Here is a 15569-nt window from a genome sequence, read left to right on the forward strand (position 1 = left end):
GCAGGCTACCGGTCGCGGTCCCCTCGGTCAGAGCGGACCGTAGGCGCGCACACCTGTGGTTGTCGGGACGAGGATCCGGTTCCCCCCGATGGCGAGCGTCTCCCGAGTGATGTCGCCGATCCCCGAGCTGACGGTGCCGCCCGCCCAGACGGTCTCGCCGGTCAGCCGGTCGATGCCGAGCAACGTGGTGCTGTTCGACGCGATGAGGAGGTCCCCGGTGGCCGCGAAGGAAATCCCTGAGGAGAACTCGCTCGGGATGTCGCGGCGCCACACGACGGCACCGCTGACGGCGTCGACCGCGACGATCTTCCCGTCGAAGTCACCGTAGATCCACAGGCCACCGACGACGACCCCGGCCATGCCTCCGAAGTCGCTCGAGCGGAACCGGACCTGGGCCGCGCCCGTGGCGGCGTCGGCGATCAGCTTGCTGCCGCCCTCGCTGGCATAGATCCGGCCACCGTCGACGATGGGTGCGGTCGACGGGAAGTTGGCGCAGTCAGCCGCGGACGTGAGCATCTCGGTGTCCCAGAGGACAGCGCCGGTCGACGGCGACAGGGCATAGACCACGCAGTCCGCGATCCCGTAGATCCGGCCGCCGGCGGCGGAGAGCTCGTTCCAGCCGGTCAGGTCGGTGCCGGTACCGACCCAGCGCGGTGCGCCGTCGGCGACGGCGAACGCGTGCAGCCGCCCGTCGGACTGGTCCCGGACGACCACCGTCCCGCCGGTCACGAACGGCGTCGTGTACGCCGGGTCGCTGGGCGGGCTCGACCACAGCAGCAGTCCGTCACTGATCCGGACGGCGTGCAGTCGCCCGAACTGGTCGACGCCCACGATGGCCGTGGTCCCCATCGCGATGGAGCCCTTGAAGTAGTTGTTCGGGTCCGGAAGGTCGTCGATGCCCGGCGCTGCCGTCGACCAGAGCGGCGCCCGGTTGGCCGTCGTGCCGGTGATGTCGTAGGCGCGCATCACCCCTGATCCGGCGACCGTGTAGAACCGGGTGCCCTTGACCACCACGTTGGTCTGGTAGGCGGCCGATCCGTCCCCGACCGCGGCGGTGCTCCACCGCGACGAGAAACCGGGGCTCAGCGTGATGTCGAGCGCGCCGGTGCCAGGCACGAAGGGGTTGCGGGCCTCCGCCGAACCGCCGGTCGTCCAGTCGTGGGCCGACGTCGCCGGAACCACGTGCAGGGGATAGGTCCGCTGGCGGGTCCGCCCGTTGCTGCTCGTCGCGCGGATCGTGACCTCCGCCCTGACCGCAGAGCTCGGCGTTCCGCTCAGGGTCCCGTCCGGGGCGAGCGACATCCCGGCCGGGAGCGCTCCGCCGACGACCGACCACGTCACCGGGTCGGTCGTGTCCGCGGTCACCGCCAGCGAGGCGGAGTACGGCGTCCCGGCCCGCCCCAGGGGCAGCACGCGGGTGGCGATCTCCGGGATCGATCCCTGGAGCCCGTAGACCCGCATCCGCGCCGTGTCCGGATTCTCGGGCGAGGACCCGTGCACGGCGACGACCTTGCCGGCACCGAAGGCGATGTCGTCGGCCACGAGCGACATGTTGGCGTCGAAGTGGATGCTGCGCATCTGCCCACCGTCATTGCGGTTGAGCGCGATCAGGTCGGTAGCGCGCCCGTCGGCGAACGTTCTGGTCGACTTCACCCACACCAGCGCTCCGGTCACGGCCACCCCGCCGACCCGGGCCGGCACGCCGACCGACCACTTCTCACCACCGTCCGTCGTGCGCATCGCGCGCAGGTAGGACTGCTCGAGCCCCAGCTCGGTGAACTCCGCGCTCCAGACGTAGACGGTGTTGGCATCGACCGCCTGGACGCTCCTGATCCCGAGCTCCGGGGTGACGGTCCAACCGGGAGCCCCGGTGTCGAGGGCGAAACGTCGCAGCGAACCGTCGTTGTTGACGTAGATCCAGCCATCGGCGATCGCCAGCGAGTACGCCGACCCGGGCTGGGTCCACAGCTGCGCGCCGGTGGTCGACGACAGGGCACGGAGCCGGGTGTCGTAGCCGACCACGACCCGGGTGCCCGACACCGCGACGTCGGTGATCGAGGTGGTGCCGGACGGCAGCAGCTGCTGCCAGAGCTGCTCGCCGTCGCTGAGCCGGAACGCCGCCACGCGGTCGGCGGTCCACACGACGACGGTCTCGCCCGCGACGAGGCCTGACTGGAAGAACTGGTTCGCCTCGGCCACGCCGGTGTCCCACACGAGCTGATGGCTTCCACCACGTGCGTAGGCCTTGACCGACCCGCACACCAGGATCACCAGCGTCGCAGTGACCATCGGGGCCACCCCGCAGTCCGGCGTGGGGACGCTCCACAGCTTCGAGGAGTCACGGATGTCGTAGGCCGCCAGCTCGGAGCCACGCGAGGTGTAGGCACTGACGTAGAGCGTGGTCCCGGCGATGGCCGGCAAGCCTGCACCGTCCGTCGTGCTCCACTCCTGCTGGAGCGAGGCGATCGTGGAGGGACGGATCGTCGTCTCCTGCGCCGACCAGCTGCGGTGCTCTGGCCCGAACCGCGGCTGCACCCAGTCGGCCGTCGTCGACGCACCTGCGGAGTCCGTCACCGCGCTGACCATGTCGGGGTAGAAGGCGTAGTTCCCGAGGTCGTCGAACGGGAAGAAGGCGTAGGAGTACGTCGACGCCGACGCCAGGCCGGAGTCGCTGAAGGTCGTGGCGCTCGGTCCGGTGGTCGTGACGAGGGTGCCCTCGGTCCGGTCGATCGGCGCGACCGCACCCTTCAGGCGCCGAACCTCGATGCCGGCGAAGTCGGTGTCGGTGGGGTTGGTCCAAGCCAGGCTGATCCCGGTTGCCGTGGCCGAGGTGGACCGGAGGTCCGTCACGGGACCGGGGGGCTCGGTGTCGTCGCGGGGGGTGGTGACCGTCGTCGCGACGCCCGCCGAGTAGTTGGGCACCTCGTCCATGGTGAACAGCGCATAGGTATAGGTCTTGCTGGGGGCCAGCCCGTAGTCCTCCATCGACGTCTCCGCACCGACGGACGTGCCGACGAGGACTCCCCCTCCCTTGGTCGGCGGTGTCGTGCCGGCCGCACGTCGCACCATGACGCCCTCGAAGTCGGCGTCGCCGGGGTTGGTCCAGCTCAAGGTCACGTGGTCGTGGGCCAGGTCCGACGTCGTGACACCGGTGACCAGGCCCGGCGGCGTGGTGTCGGGCGGGTCCTCCGTCGTCCCCTGCACCGTCGCCGCGGCGGCGTAGTTCGGCACCTCGTCGTGAGCGAAGAGCGCGTAGCTGTAGGTGGTGCCGGCGACCAGCCCGTCGTCGACGACGAACTCGGTGAACGCGGGGACGTCGGCCACCAGGACGCCGGAGGTCAGCGTCGGCGGGGTCGTGCCCTGGATCCGGCGGACCATCACGCCGTCGAGGTCCGTGTCGGTCGGGTCGATCCAGCTCAGGTCGATCGAGGTCCGAGTGGTGAAGGTGACGCTCACGGAGCGCACGGCGCCCGGCGGCGTGGTGTCCGGCGGCGCGCTGACGACGACCGAGCGGGTCGCGCTCGTCGTCGCCGCGGCTCCGTTGGCGGCCTCGGTGCGTGCCCGGAAGACCTTCGTCCCTGCCGTGGCGCCGACCGGGACGTTGGCGGTGAGCTTGCCCGTGGCGTCCTGGACGCCGGTCGCGACCGCGGTCCAGGTGGTGCCGTCACGACGCTCGATCGTCACCGGTCGGGCTGCGCGGACGGGCGAGAACGTCGCCGTCGCCGCGACCTGGCTCCCGGTCACCGCCGACGCGGGCATGGTCAGCGTGGCCGACTGCGCGGCGACGGTCAGCGTCTTCACCGGCGTCACGACGTCGGCGAGCACTCGTCCGTTGACGGTCGTCCTCGGCGCGTGGACGCGGTACTTCGTGGTCGTCGCCGGCGCAGCGAAGGTGAAGGAGAACGCGCCCTTCACGCTCTTGCTCCTGGTCACCACGGTCCACGTGTCGCCGCTCTTGCGCTCAAGACGCACCGGGCGCGCGAGCTTCGGCGGCACAGCGCCAGTCGCCTTCACCGACTCCCCCGCAATCACCGTCGCGGGCGTCAGCGTCAACGAGCCGGCTGTCCCTGCCCGGAGGTCGCGGTGGACCGGGGCTGCGGAAGCGAGCTGAGGGACGAGGGCGCAGAGGAGGATCAGGGCCAGAACCCCCGATCGTCGGCACGCGCCCCCCGACGTGTACCGATCAGTCATGCGGGGAAAGTTAAAGCCCGATCAGAGCCGCCGTTCGCCGAGTTGCCCAATCTTTACCTGCACGTCTCAGAGCCCGACGCCGTCGAGGAGCGCGCCCAGCTCGTCGTTGGTGAGCTCGCGGGTGGTCCCGGCCTTGAGCGTCCCGAGGTCGACCGGTCCGAACCGGGTGCGGGTGAGCTTGCGGACCGGGTGACCGACGTGCTCGAGCAGCCGTCGCACGATCCGGTTGCGGCCCTCGTGGATGACCAGCTCGATGATCGACTTCTCCGCGGCAGCGTCGATCACCCGGGCCCGTCGTACCTCCACGGGGCCGTCGTCGAGGGTGACGCCCTCGAGCAGGTCGGCGAGGGTGCCCTTGGCCAGGCGGCCGGTGACCTCGGCGACGTAGGTCTTCTCGACCTCGAACGACGGGTGCGCCATCCGGTGCGCGAACTCACCGTCGTTGGTGAGCAGCAGCAGGCCCGAGGTGTCGGTGTCGAGCCGCCCGACGTGGAAGAGCCGGAGCGCCGGGTCGGCCGCGAGCCGGTCGGCGACCACGTCGGTGATCGTGCGGCGCCCCTCCGGGTCCGACATCGTCGACACCACGCCCGTCGGCTTGTTGAGGACCAGGTAGACGTGGTCGCTCAGCGGCGGCAACCGCTGTCCCGACACCTTGATGACCGCGACCCGCGGGTCGACCTTGGTGCCGAGCCGGGTGACGACCTCCCCGTCGACCTCGACCTCGCCGTCGAGCATGAGCTCCTCGCACTTGCGCCGCGACGCGACTCCGGACTGCGCGAGCAGCTTCTGCAGACGGACGAGTCCCTCCGCGTCGGTCTCGATCTCGCGGGTCACTCGGTGCCTTCGACGGGATCGGTGTCCGTGTCCGGGGCGGCAGCGGCCTCGGGCTCCCCCGCGACGTCGTCAGGGGCAGGTGCCTCGGGCACATGTGCGGCAGCAGCCAGCTCCTCCTCCATGTCCTCGATCCCCGGGAGGTACGGCGCCAGCTCGGGCAGGTCCTCGAGGGAGACCACACCGATCCGCTCGAGGAAGTACGACGTGGTGCGATAGAGCGTCGCGCCGTGCTCACCGTCGTGGCCGGCCTCCTCCACGAGGCCGCGGTTGACGAGGGTGCGCATGACGCCGTCGACGTTGACGCCGCGGATCGCCGAGACCCGGGCGCGGGAGACGGGCTGCTGGTAGGCGACGACCGCGAGCGTCTCGAGGGCGGCCTGGGTGAGCCGCGCCTGCTGGCCGTCGAGCACGAACGCCTCGACCACTCCTGCGTACTCGTCACGCGTGTAGAAGCGCCAGCCCCCGGCCACGTTGCGCAGCTCGAAGCCGCGACCCTGCTCGTCGTACTCGGCCGCGAGGCCGGTCAGGGCCGCGGTGACCTCACCCTCGGGGTAGCCGACGGCGGACGCGAGCGCGAGGGTGTCGAGCGGCTGGTCGGCGACCATGAGCACCGCCTCGAGAGCGGGTCGCAGCTCGGCCAGGGGGACGGCGAGGACCTCCTCAGTCGTCATCAGTGGTCTCCTCTGGATCGGTGGGGGTCTCGGACTCGCCCTCGGGCAGCACCGGCTGACCGTCGAACTCGTCGGTGATGAGCTCCTCGACGTCGACGTCCTCGCTGCCGGTCCACCGGACCGTGAGCTCGCCGAGGGCGGTGACCTGCTCGAAGGCGACGGCCCCCTCGCGGAAGAGCTCGAGCAGCGACAGGAACCGGGCGACGGTCGTGAGGGTGTCCGGTGAGTCGCCGCACAGCGCGCGGAAGGTCATCGTGCCCGACCGCTGGAGCCGCTCCATGACGATCGCTGCCTGCTCGCGCACGCTGACCGCCGGGGCGTGGATGTGGTGGAGGGTGAGCTCGGCCTCGACCTTCGGCTCGAGCGCCTTCGCGGCCAGGCCGGCGAACTGCTCGAGCCCGATGCCGATGAGGACCTCGGGCAGCAGGTTGGCGAACCGCTCCTCCAGGCCGACGGCACGCGGGTGACGACGCGCCTCGGCGGAGAGCCGGGCGTCGAGCACGCCGGCGATCTGCTTGTAGGCCTTGTACTGCAGCAGTCGCGCGAAGAGCAGGTCGCGCGCCTCGAGCAGCGCGAGGTCCTCCTCGTCCTCGACATCACCCTGGGGCAGCAGCCGGGCCGCCTTGAGGTCGAGCAGGGTCGCCGCGACGAGCAGGAACGACGTGGTCTCCTCCAGGTCGATGGAGTCGTCGTTCGTCAGCTGCTTGGCGTGGGCGATGAACTCGTCGGTGACCTGCGACAGCGCGATCTCGGTGACGTCCAGCTTGTGCTTAGAGATCAGGCTCAGGAGCAGGTCGAAAGGGCCCTCGAAGTTGTCGAGGCGGACCTCGAACGCACTTCGTTCCTCACTTCGACCGGCGACCGTCACCGGTGAATCATTGCTCACGCAGTCGCCTGACCAGCGCGGAGTCCTCCCCGTGAGCCTCGAAGTCGGCCAGCACGAGGCCGAGCGCCTCGCGCACGAGTCGGCCGCGGTCGACCCCGAGGCCGTGCCGACCGCGCAGGTGCAGGCGCACCTGCTCGATCTCCATCAGCTCCTCGGAGGTGACGTAGACCGTCATCTTCTCGTCGTGGCGGATCCGTCCGGAGGGCCGCTTCTCTCCCTGCGTCGCGTCGGACGCATCGGCTGCGTCGGCCGGCGCGTCCGGGACGGCGCGCACCGAAGCCCGCTTCGGCGCCTGCGGTTCGGGCGCCTCGGGGTCGGCGGTGGGGCGGAAGAGGTCGTCGGCGGTCGGCAGGCTCACGCGTCGAGGCACCGGAGCGCCACCTCCTTCGCCAGCTGCCGATAGGCCTCTGCGCCGCTCGACTCCGAGGCGTACGACGTGATCGGCTCGCCCGCCACCGTGGAGTCGCTGAACTTCACCGTGCGGCGGATGACGGTGTGGAAGACCTTGTCCTCCCACGCCTGGACGAGCCGCTCGAGGACCTCGCGCCCGTGCAGCGTGCGGCCGTCGAACATGGTGCCGAGCACGCCGTCGATCTCGAGCTGGGGGTTGAGCCGCTCCTGCACCTTGTCGATGGTGTTCTTGAGCAGCGCGACGCCGCGGAGGGCGAAGTACTCGCACTCGAGCGGCACGATGACGCCGTGCGAGGCCGTCAGCGCGTTGACGGTCAGCAGACCCAGGGACGGCTGACAGTCGATGAGGATGACGTCGTAGTGGGCGATCGCCGGGCCGAGCACCCGCTGGAGGGTCTGCTCGCGGGCGACCTCGTGGACCAGCTGCACCTCGGCGGCGGACAGGTCGATGTTGGAGGGCAGCAGGTCCATGCCGGGCACGCCGGAGGGCACGACGACGTCCTCGATCCGCGTCTCGCGGTCCATGAGGAGGTTGTAGACCGTCATGTCCATCTCGTGCGGGTTGAGCCCGAGACCGACGGAGAGCGAGCCCTGCGGGTCGAAGTCGACGAGCAGGACGCGGCGCCCGAACTCGGCCAGGGCAGCACCGAGGTTGATGGTCGTCGTGGTCTTGCCGACGCCACCCTTCTGGTTGCACATCGAGATGACCCGGGCCGGACCGTGCTCGGTGATCGGCTTCGGGTCGGGCAGGACCGGCATCGGCCGACCCGTGGGGCCGAGCGGGCGGCCGGCGGCGGACGCCTCGATCAGGACCTCGGGATCCGCGGCGGTGCCAGCAGCAGCGGCCGCCCCGGGATCGACCGCAGGCATCTCCGGCCGGGCAAAGGGAAGCAGGTCGGACACCTGGTCCACGTCGTGGGTCCTCTCGGGGATTCTCGCCCGAGGTGGCATGTCAGGAGCGCTGGAACCGGACGGGAATCCACCAAGCATGAAACGTCACCTCGAAGCCGTCACGGGCGGCTTCCCCACCGCCCTGAACTGATCGTGGCTTCCAGTCAACATTGTCGACACGGCGACATTGCGCAGACACGCGGGACCGTCGGCCAGGGCTTACAACCGGCGCATCGACACCGTTCGTACGACGGCCTCGCCCGCCTCGTCCGAGGCGGCCAGGTCGACCTCGGCCTCGATCACCCAGTCGTGGTGCCCCTCGGGGTCGTGGAGGGTCTGGGTGACCGCCCAGGTGCTCGGCCGGCGCTCGACCGCGAGCAGGTCGGGGCCACGTGCGTCGCCGTCGGTCAGGACCCGGTCGTGCTCGTCGTAGTAGTCCCCGATCGCCTGGTCCCACTCGGCGCGACCGAACGTCGGCTCGCTCTCGAGGGCCTCGAGCCCGTCGAGGTCGTCGCGGGCGACCAGGTCGACGCGACGCCACAGCGCGTTGCGGACCATCACGTCGAAGACCCGTCCCTGCTGGCTCAGCGGCCGTGGGGGCGGCGGCGGGGCGTGCTCACGAACCGCTCGCGACGCGTGGTCAGGATCGGTGAGCGCCTCCCACTCGTCCAGCAGCGAGGAGTCGACCTGTCGGATCGTCTCCCCCAGCCACTCGACGAGCAGGTCGAGCTCCTCGGTCCGCAGCGACGCCGGCACGGTCTGGCGCAGCGCGCGGTAGGCATCGGTGAGGTAGCGCAGGACCAGCCCCTCCGACCGGGCGACCTGGTAGCGGCTCACCAGGTCGGTGAACCCCATGCCCTGCTCCCACATCTCCCGGACCACCGACTTCGGCGCGAGCGCGTCCGGCGAGAGCCACGGGTGCCGTTCGCGGTAGGTCTCGTAGAGCGGCTCCAGCAGGTCGGCGAGCGGCTGCGGCCACGTGACGTCCTCGATGAGGGTCATCCGCTCCTCGTACTCGACTCCCTCCGCCTTGAGCGCGGCGATCGCCTCGCCACGCGCGGCGTGCTGCTGGGCGAAGAGCAGCGGCCGCGGCGCCTCGAGCACCGCCTCGACCACGGACACCACGTCGAGGGTGAAGGTCTCGCCGGCCGGGTCGAGCACGTCCAGCACCGCCAGCGCGAAGTGCGACAGCGGCTGGTTGAGCGCGAAGTCCGCGGGCAGCGCCTCGGTGAGAACGTAACGGCGGCCGAACGCGTCGACCTCGTCGAGCCGGGTGAGCACCTCCGACGCGACCAGGCTCCGGGTGAGCCGCAGGGCGCGTTTCGCGAGCCGGAGCTGGCTGCGCCGGTCCTCGTGGTTGTCGGTCAGCAGACGTCGCATGACCGGGAACGCGTCCTCCTCGCGGGAGAGCACGTTGACCAGCATCGCGTTGTCAACCTTCATCTGCGACTTGAGGGGCTCGGGCCGACCCTCGACCAGCTTGTCGAAGGTCTGCTCGGTCCACACGACCGTCCCGGGCGGCGGCTTCTTCAGGGTCGGCTTGCTCGACCGCTTGGCGCGCTGCGCCTCGCTCATGGCGGCATTCTTGGCCTCGGACTTCGCCTTGGCCTTCTCGTTCTCGATGACGTGCTCGGGTGCCTGCACGACGACGTAGCCGGCGGTGTCGAAGCCGGCCCGGCCCGCCCGTCCCGCGATCTGGAGGAACTCGCGGGACTTCAGCACCCGCTGGCGCTGGCCGTCGTACTTGGCGAGCGCGGTGAACAGCACGGTGCGGATCGGCACGTTGATGCCGACACCGAGCGTGTCGGTCCCGCAGATGACCGTCAGCAGACCCGCCTGGGCGAGCTGCTCGACGAGCCGGCGGTAGCGCGGCAGCATCCCGGCGTGGTGGACGCCGATGCCGCGCCGGAGAAGCTGCGAGAGCGTCTTGCCGAAGCCGGCCGCGAACCGCACGTCGGCGAGCCGCTCCGCGATCGCGGCCCGCGCCTCCGCGGAGGCCTCGTGGGTCTTCCGGGCGAGCAGGCCGGTGGCGTGCTCGACGGCGGCAGCCTGGGTGAAGTGCACGACGTAGACGGGCCCCTGGCCGGTCGTCACCAGCTCCTCGAGCGTCTCCTCGGTCGGTGTCAGCGACCACGAAAACGTCAGCGGCACCGGCCGTACGGCGTCGTCGACCACCGCGGTGTCGCGACCGTTGCGCCGGGTGATGTCGGCCGCGAGCTCGGTGACGTCACCGAGCGTGGCCGACATCAACAGGTGCTGGGCCTGGGGCAGCTCGATGAGCGGCACCTGCCAGGCCCAGCCGCGGCCGGGTTCGCCGTAGAAGTGGAACTCATCCATCACCACCAGTCCGACGTCGGCGGCGGACCCTTCGCGCAGCGCGATGTTGGCCAGCACCTCCGCCGTGCAGCAGATGATCGGGGCATCCGCGTTGACGGCGACGTCGCCGGTGAGCATCCCGACGTCGTCGGCGCCGAACACGGCGCAGAGCTCGAAGAACTTCTCGCTCACCAGGGCCTTGATCGGCGCCGTGTAGAAGCTGACCCGGTCGTCGGCCAGCGCTGCCATGTGGGCCGCCAGCGCGACCAGCGACTTCCCCGACCCGGTCGGCGTCGCGAGGACGACGTTGTTGCCGGCGAGGAGCTCGAGCACCGCCTCCTCCTGGTGGGGGTAGAGCTCCAGCCCACGGTCCGCGACGAGCGCCATCAGACGGTCGTAGGCAACCTCGGAGGGGTCACCCATGGCGGGCTCGCGGGTGGGCGGTCGCAAAGACCTCGCGCAGGTTGTCGACCGTGACGAGCGTGTAGACCTGGGTGGTCGTCACCGACGCGTGCCCGAGGAGCTCCTGCACGACGCGCACGTCGGCGCCGCCGTCGAGCAGGTGGGTCGCGAACGAGTGGCGGAGGGTGTGGGGCGACACGTCCTTGGTGACTCCGGCCCGGTCGGCGGCCTTGACCAGGACCGCCCACGCCGACTGCCGCGAGAGCCGACCGCCCCGGGCGTTGAGGAACAGCGCGGGCGTGCCCTTGCCCTCGGCGGAGAGTGCCGGTCGTCCCCTCACGAGGTACGCCGAGACGGCGTCGCGCGCGTAGGAACCGATCGGGACGATGCGCTCCTTGCCGCCCTTGCCGGCCAGCAGGACGGTGTCGTCCTCACCCGCGACGTCCACGTCGTCGACGTCGAGCCCGACCGCCTCGCTGATCCGTGCACCGGTGCCGTAGAGGACCTCCAGCAGCGCGCGGTCGCGCAACGCGAGCGGCGTACCCGGAGCCCCGGCGGCCTCGAGGATCGCCTCGACGTCGCCGAGCGGGAGGGCCTTCGGAAGCCGCTTGGCGGGACTCGGCGGCTTCACGGCGGCCGCCGGGTCGAGCGCCGCGAGGCCGTCGGCGACCGCGAACTTGTGGAAGCCGCGGACCGCGACGACCGTCCGCGCCGCCGACGCGGCACCGAGCGGCGGGTGCACCGCGTCACCCTCCCGGAGCCGCACCAGGAAGTCGGTGACCGTCGTCTCGGTGATCGCGTCGAGGGTGCTCACGGCCAGCTGGTCGAGGAACTCGCGGTAGCGCCGCAGGTCGCGCCGGTACGACGACAAGGTGTTGGCGGCGAGCCCCTTCTCGATGCTCAGGTGGTCGAGGTAGGTCCGGACCGCCCGGTCGATCGGCCCCGGCGGGGTACTCAGGCGAGCGCCTCGTCGAGGGAGACGGCCGCGATCCCGGTCGCCTGGCCGACCGGACCGTTGGTGAGCCGGCCGGCATGGGTGTTGAGGCCGAGCGCCAGGCTGGCGTCGTCGCGGCACGCACGCTGCCAGCCCTTGTCGGCCAGCGCGACGGCGTAGGGCATGGTCGCGTTGGTCAGTGCGTAGGTCGACGTGTTCGGCACCGCGCCGGGCATGTTCGCGACGCAGTAGAAGATCGAGTTGTGGACCGGGAACGTCGGGTCGGCATGGGTGGTCGGCCGGGTGTCCTCGAAGCAGCCGCCCTGGTCGACCGCGATGTCGACGAGCACCGAGCCCGGCTTCATCTGTGCCACCAGGTCGTTGGAGACCAGCTTGGGCGCGGCGGCACCCGGGATGAGGACCGAGCCGATCACGAGGTCGGCCTGCTTGACCTGCTCCTCGATCGCGAGCTTGGACGACGCCAGGCCGTGGACGCGGTTGTTGTAGCGCCAGAAGGACATCCGGAGCTTGTCGAGGTCGGTGTCGAGCAGCGTCACGTCGGCGCCCATGCCGAGCGCGATGTTGGCGGCGTTCTGGCCGGCCACGCCGGCGCCGATGACGACGACCTTGGCGTTGGCGACACCGCCGATGCCGCCGAGCAGGACACCGCTGCCGCCGTTGGCCTTGAGCAGCGAGTGGGCGCCGACCTGCGGGGCCAGGCAGCCCGCGACCTCGGACATCGGGTAGAGCAGCGGCAGGCCCCCGGACGGGAGCTGGACCGTCTCGTAGGCGATCGCGGTCACCTCACGCTGCATCAGCTCCTCGGTCAGCGGCTTGTCCGCGGCGAGGTGCAGGTAGGTGAAGAGCAGCAGGCCGGGACGGAGCCGGTGGTACTCCTCCGCGACCGGCTCCTTGACCTTGAGCACCATCTCCGCGGTGCCCCAGGTGTCGTCCGCCGTCGGGAGGATGGTCGCCCCGGCGGCCACGTACTGGTCGTCGGTGATTCCGGATCCGGCACCGGCGCCGGTCTCGATGACGACCTCGTGCCCGTGGGCGACCAGCTCGTTCACGCCGATGGGCGTGATCGCGACCCGGTACTCGTGGTTCTTGACTTCCTTCGGGATGCCGACTCTCACGTCAGCGACCCTATGTGATTACCCACGCGTAGCGGCATAGGCGAGGGCTGCGATCACCATCGGGCCCTCCTGGACCCGTCCGTCGAGGACCGCGGCGACGAGGTCGTCGACCGGCGCCCAGAACACCTCGAGGTGCGCCTCCTCGTGGTGGGCCACGTAGTCGGTCTCGACGGCGGTGATGCCGCGGGCGACGTAGAGGTGGTGGACCTCGCTGGTGATCCCGACCGAGGGGTACGTCGTGACGAGGTGCTCCCAGTGCGCAGCCTCGAGGGACACCTCCTCGCGCAGCTCGCGACGGGCGGTCTCGACCGGGTCCTCCCCCGGGACGTCGCAGATCCCGGCGGGCAGCTCGACGAACGTGCCACCGCCGGGGTGTCGGTACTGGCGGATGAGGCAGACGTGCTCGACCCCGTCGCGCTCGTCGATGGCGAGCACCATCGCCGCCCCCGGGTGCTCGACGACGAGCCGGCCGAAGGGGGCAGCCTCCTCGTCACCCGGCGGGCGGATGAGGTCGCGCCGCAGGGCGACCACCCAGCCGTCGCGGTGGAGGTCGGTCGAACCGACCACCGGCCACGAGCCGGGGCTGTCCGCGATCGGGTCGGTCACGCCTCGTCGGCGCCGTCGATGGGGATGACCAGCTCCCGCTGGCGCTCGAGCGCCGCACCGATGAGGCCGGCGAAGAGCGGGTGCGGGCGGGTCGGTCGCGAGCGCAGCTCGGGGTGGGCCTGGGTCGCCACGTAGTAGGGGTGGACGTCGCGGGGCAGCTCGACGAACTCCACCAGGTCCAGGTCGGGGTTGAGGCCTGAGAACACCAGGCCGCCCTCCTCGAGCCGGTCGCGGTAGGCGTTGTTGACCTCGTAACGGTGCCGGTGCCGCTCCTCGATCTCCACCGAGCCGTAGACGTCGGCGACGATCGACCCCTCGGCGAGCTTGGCCGGGTAGAGCCCGAGCCGCATCGTGCCGCCGAGATCACCCGACCCGTCGACGATCGTCTTCTGCTCCTCCATCGTGGCGATGACCGGCTCCGGGGTCTCCGGGTCGAACTCTGTCGATCCGGCCTTCTCCAGGCCGAGGACGGTGCGGCTGTACTCGATGACCATGCACTGCAGGCCGAGGCACAGGCCCAGCGTCGGGATCTTGTGGGTGCGCGCGTAGGTGAGCGCGCCGAGCTTGCCCTCCAGGCCGCGGATGCCGAAGCCGCCGGGCACGCAGATCGCGTCGACGTCGTGGAGGTGCTTGGCCGCGCCGGCCGGCGTCTCGCACTCGTCGGAGGGGATCCAGCGCAGGTCGATCCTGGTCTCGTGGGCGAACCCGCCGGCCCGCAGCGCCTCGGCGACCGAGAGATAGGCGTCGTGGAGGTCGACGTACTTGCCGACCAGCGCCACGGTCACCTCCTCCTTCGGGTGGTGCACCCGGCGGAGCAGGTCGTCCCAGTCGGTCCAGTCGACGTCGCGGAACGGCAGGTTGAGCCGTCGTACGACGTAGGCGTCGAGGCCCTCACGGTGCAGCACCTTCGGGATGTCGTAGATCGACGGCGCATCGGCCGCGGTGACCACGGCCTCCTCGTCGACGTCGCACATCAGCGAGATCTTGCGCTTGATGGAGTCCGGCAGCTCGCGGTCGGCTCGGCAGACGACGGCGTCGGGCTGGATGCCGACCTGGCGCAGCGCGGCGACCGAGTGCTGGGTCGGCTTGGTCTTCAGCTCACCGGAGGGCCCGATGTAGGGCACCAGCGACACGTGGAGGAAGAAGCAGTTGTCGCGGCCGATGTCGTGGCGGACCTGGCGCGCAGCCTCGAGGAACGGCAGCGACTCGATGTCGCCGACGGTGCCGCCGACCTCGGTGATGACGATGTCGACCGGGTTCGGGCCGCGGCCCATGGCGAGGATCCGGTCCTTGATCTCGTTGGTGATGTGCGGGATCACCTGGACCGTGTCACCGAGGTACTCGCCCTTGCGCTCCTTGGCGATGACCCGCGAGTAGACCTGCCCCGTCGTCACGTTGGCGATCTGGTCGAGGTCGGTGTCGAGGAAGCGCTCGTAGTGCCCGATGTCGAGGTCGGTCTCGGCGCCGTCGTTGGTGACGAACACCTCGCCGTGCTGGAACGGGTTCATCGTGCCCGGGTCGACGTTGAGGTACGGGTCGAGCTTCTGCATCGTGACGCGCAGACCTCGGCTGCGGAGCAACCGACCGAGGCTCGAGGCCGTGAGTCCCTTCCCGAGCGAGGAGGCGACGCCTCCGGTCACGAACAGGTGCTTCGTCGTTCCACTCGGTGGCGCCATCTTCACGGGATTCGAGCCTATCAGTCAGATCAGTCAGTCCGTGCCATCTGGAGCAACTCGCGGGCATGGGCAAGTGCAGAGTCGGAGCCGGCGAGCCCCGCGAGCATCCGCGACAGCTCCTGCTCGCGGCCCGCGTCGTCGAGCGAGGTGAGGCCGGAGCTGGTGACGGTGCCGTCGGAGGACTTCCGGACGACGACGTGCCGGTCGGCGAACGCGGCGACCTGCGGCAGGTGGGTCACCACGACGACCTGGGCGTGCTGGGCGAGCGCGGCGAGGCGACGGCCGATCTCCACCGCGGCCGCTCCCCCGACGCCGGCGTCGACCTCGTCGAAGACGAACGTGGGGACCGGGTTGGTGTCGGCGAGGCACACCTCGACCGCCAGCATCACCCGCGACAGCTCACCGCCGGACGCGCCCTTGTGGAGCGGGCGCGGCTCGGAGCCGGTGTTGGCGGCCAGCAGCATCTCGACCTCGTCGAGGCCGTGGCTCGTGAACCGCAGCCAGCGGTCGCCGACGAGGAGCGCGTCGGGCTCGGGGTGGGCGGCGTCACTCGGCGCCTCGGTCTCGCGGGCGCGGACCTCGACCGCGATCCGGGCGTGCGGCATCGCGAGCAGG

The 15569-nt window shown here is 70.8% G+C and carries 11 protein-coding genes and 1 pseudogene; all 12 read right to left on the minus strand.

What is annotated here, in order from left to right; genetic code table 11:
- Positions 1-27 precede the first annotated feature (27 nt).
- The gene (locus H0487_RS04205) at positions 28-4191 is read right to left on the minus strand and encodes an outer membrane protein assembly factor BamB family protein (RefSeq protein ID WP_183092976.1); all 4164 of its coding nucleotides are present in this window, start codon (positions 4189-4191) and stop codon (positions 28-30) included.
- A 66-nt stretch (positions 4192-4257) separates the two neighbouring features.
- Entirely contained in the window at positions 4258-5025 is a 768-nt protein-coding gene (locus tag H0487_RS04210; protein WP_312855813.1) for a pseudouridine synthase, read from the minus strand.
- Entirely contained in the window at positions 5022-5696 is a 675-nt protein-coding gene (scpB, locus tag H0487_RS04215; RefSeq protein WP_183092977.1) for an SMC-Scp complex subunit ScpB, read from the minus strand. The genes H0487_RS04210 and scpB overlap by 4 nt, the downstream gene beginning before the upstream one ends.
- Positions 5686-6564 carry a segregation and condensation protein A gene (locus H0487_RS04220; RefSeq protein ID WP_312855814.1) on the minus strand — a complete coding sequence of 293 codons (879 nt, stop codon included), beginning with the start codon at positions 6562-6564 and terminating at the stop codon, positions 5686-5688. The genes scpB and H0487_RS04220 overlap by 11 nt, the downstream gene beginning before the upstream one ends.
- Positions 6565-6571: 7 nt before the next feature.
- Positions 6572-6940, minus strand: a complete 369-nt coding sequence (locus H0487_RS04225; RefSeq protein ID WP_376766663.1) for a hypothetical protein — start codon at positions 6938-6940, stop codon at positions 6572-6574.
- On the minus strand, positions 6937-7863 hold the full coding sequence (locus H0487_RS04230) for a ParA family protein (RefSeq protein WP_183092988.1): 927 nt from the start codon (positions 7861-7863) through the stop codon (positions 6937-6939). Before H0487_RS04230 ends, H0487_RS04225 begins: the two co-directional genes overlap by 4 nt.
- 240 nt (positions 7864-8103) lie before the next feature.
- Positions 8104-10623, minus strand: coding sequence for a DEAD/DEAH box helicase (locus H0487_RS04235; RefSeq protein WP_183092980.1), 2520 nt, complete (start codon positions 10621-10623; stop codon positions 8104-8106).
- A complete protein-coding gene (xerD, locus tag H0487_RS04240) occupies positions 10616-11539 on the minus strand; it encodes a site-specific tyrosine recombinase XerD (RefSeq protein ID WP_312855816.1) in 924 nt (307 codons plus the stop codon). The genes H0487_RS04235 and xerD overlap by 8 nt, the downstream gene beginning before the upstream one ends.
- Before the next feature lie 17 nt (positions 11540-11556).
- The gene (gene ald, locus H0487_RS04245) at positions 11557-12672 is read right to left on the minus strand and encodes an alanine dehydrogenase (protein WP_183092981.1); all 1116 of its coding nucleotides are present in this window, start codon (positions 12670-12672) and stop codon (positions 11557-11559) included.
- A gap of 18 nt (positions 12673-12690) precedes the next feature.
- Positions 12691-13278 (minus strand): NUDIX domain-containing protein, encoded by a 588-nt coding sequence (locus tag H0487_RS04250; protein WP_312855815.1) that lies wholly within the window; start codon positions 13276-13278, stop codon positions 12691-12693.
- Positions 13275-14954: a CTP synthase gene (gene pyrG, locus H0487_RS04255; protein ID WP_183092990.1), complete on the minus strand. Its 1680-nt coding sequence runs from the start codon at positions 14952-14954 to the stop codon at positions 13275-13277. The genes H0487_RS04250 and pyrG overlap by 4 nt, the downstream gene beginning before the upstream one ends.
- Positions 14955-14983: 29 nt before the next feature.
- A pseudogene (locus tag H0487_RS04260) lies at positions 14984-15569 on the minus strand (DNA repair protein RecN); the annotation flags it as partial.

It is taken from the genome of Nocardioides stalactiti, assembly GCF_014180715.1.
GTDB classification, from domain to species: Bacteria; Actinomycetota; Actinomycetes; order Propionibacteriales; family Nocardioidaceae; genus Nocardioides; species Nocardioides stalactiti.

Excerpts from the sequence above, each read along its gene's own strand:
- H0487_RS04205 (WP_183092976.1), bottom strand. The coding sequence starts at position 4,191 with ATGACTGATCGGTACACGTCGGGGGGCGCGTGCCGACGATCGGGGGTT.
- scpB (WP_183092977.1), bottom strand. The coding sequence starts at position 5,696 with ATGACGACTGAGGAGGTCCTCGCCGTCCCCCTGGCCGAGCTGCGACCC.
- H0487_RS04230 (WP_183092988.1), bottom strand. The coding sequence starts at position 7,863 with ATGCCTGCGGTCGATCCCGGGGCGGCCGCTGCTGCTGGCACCGCCGCG.
- H0487_RS04235 (WP_183092980.1), bottom strand. The coding sequence starts at position 10,623 with ATGGGTGACCCCTCCGAGGTTGCCTACGACCGTCTGATGGCGCTCGTC.
- pyrG (WP_183092990.1), bottom strand. The coding sequence starts at position 14,954 with ATGGCGCCACCGAGTGGAACGACGAAGCACCTGTTCGTGACCGGAGGC.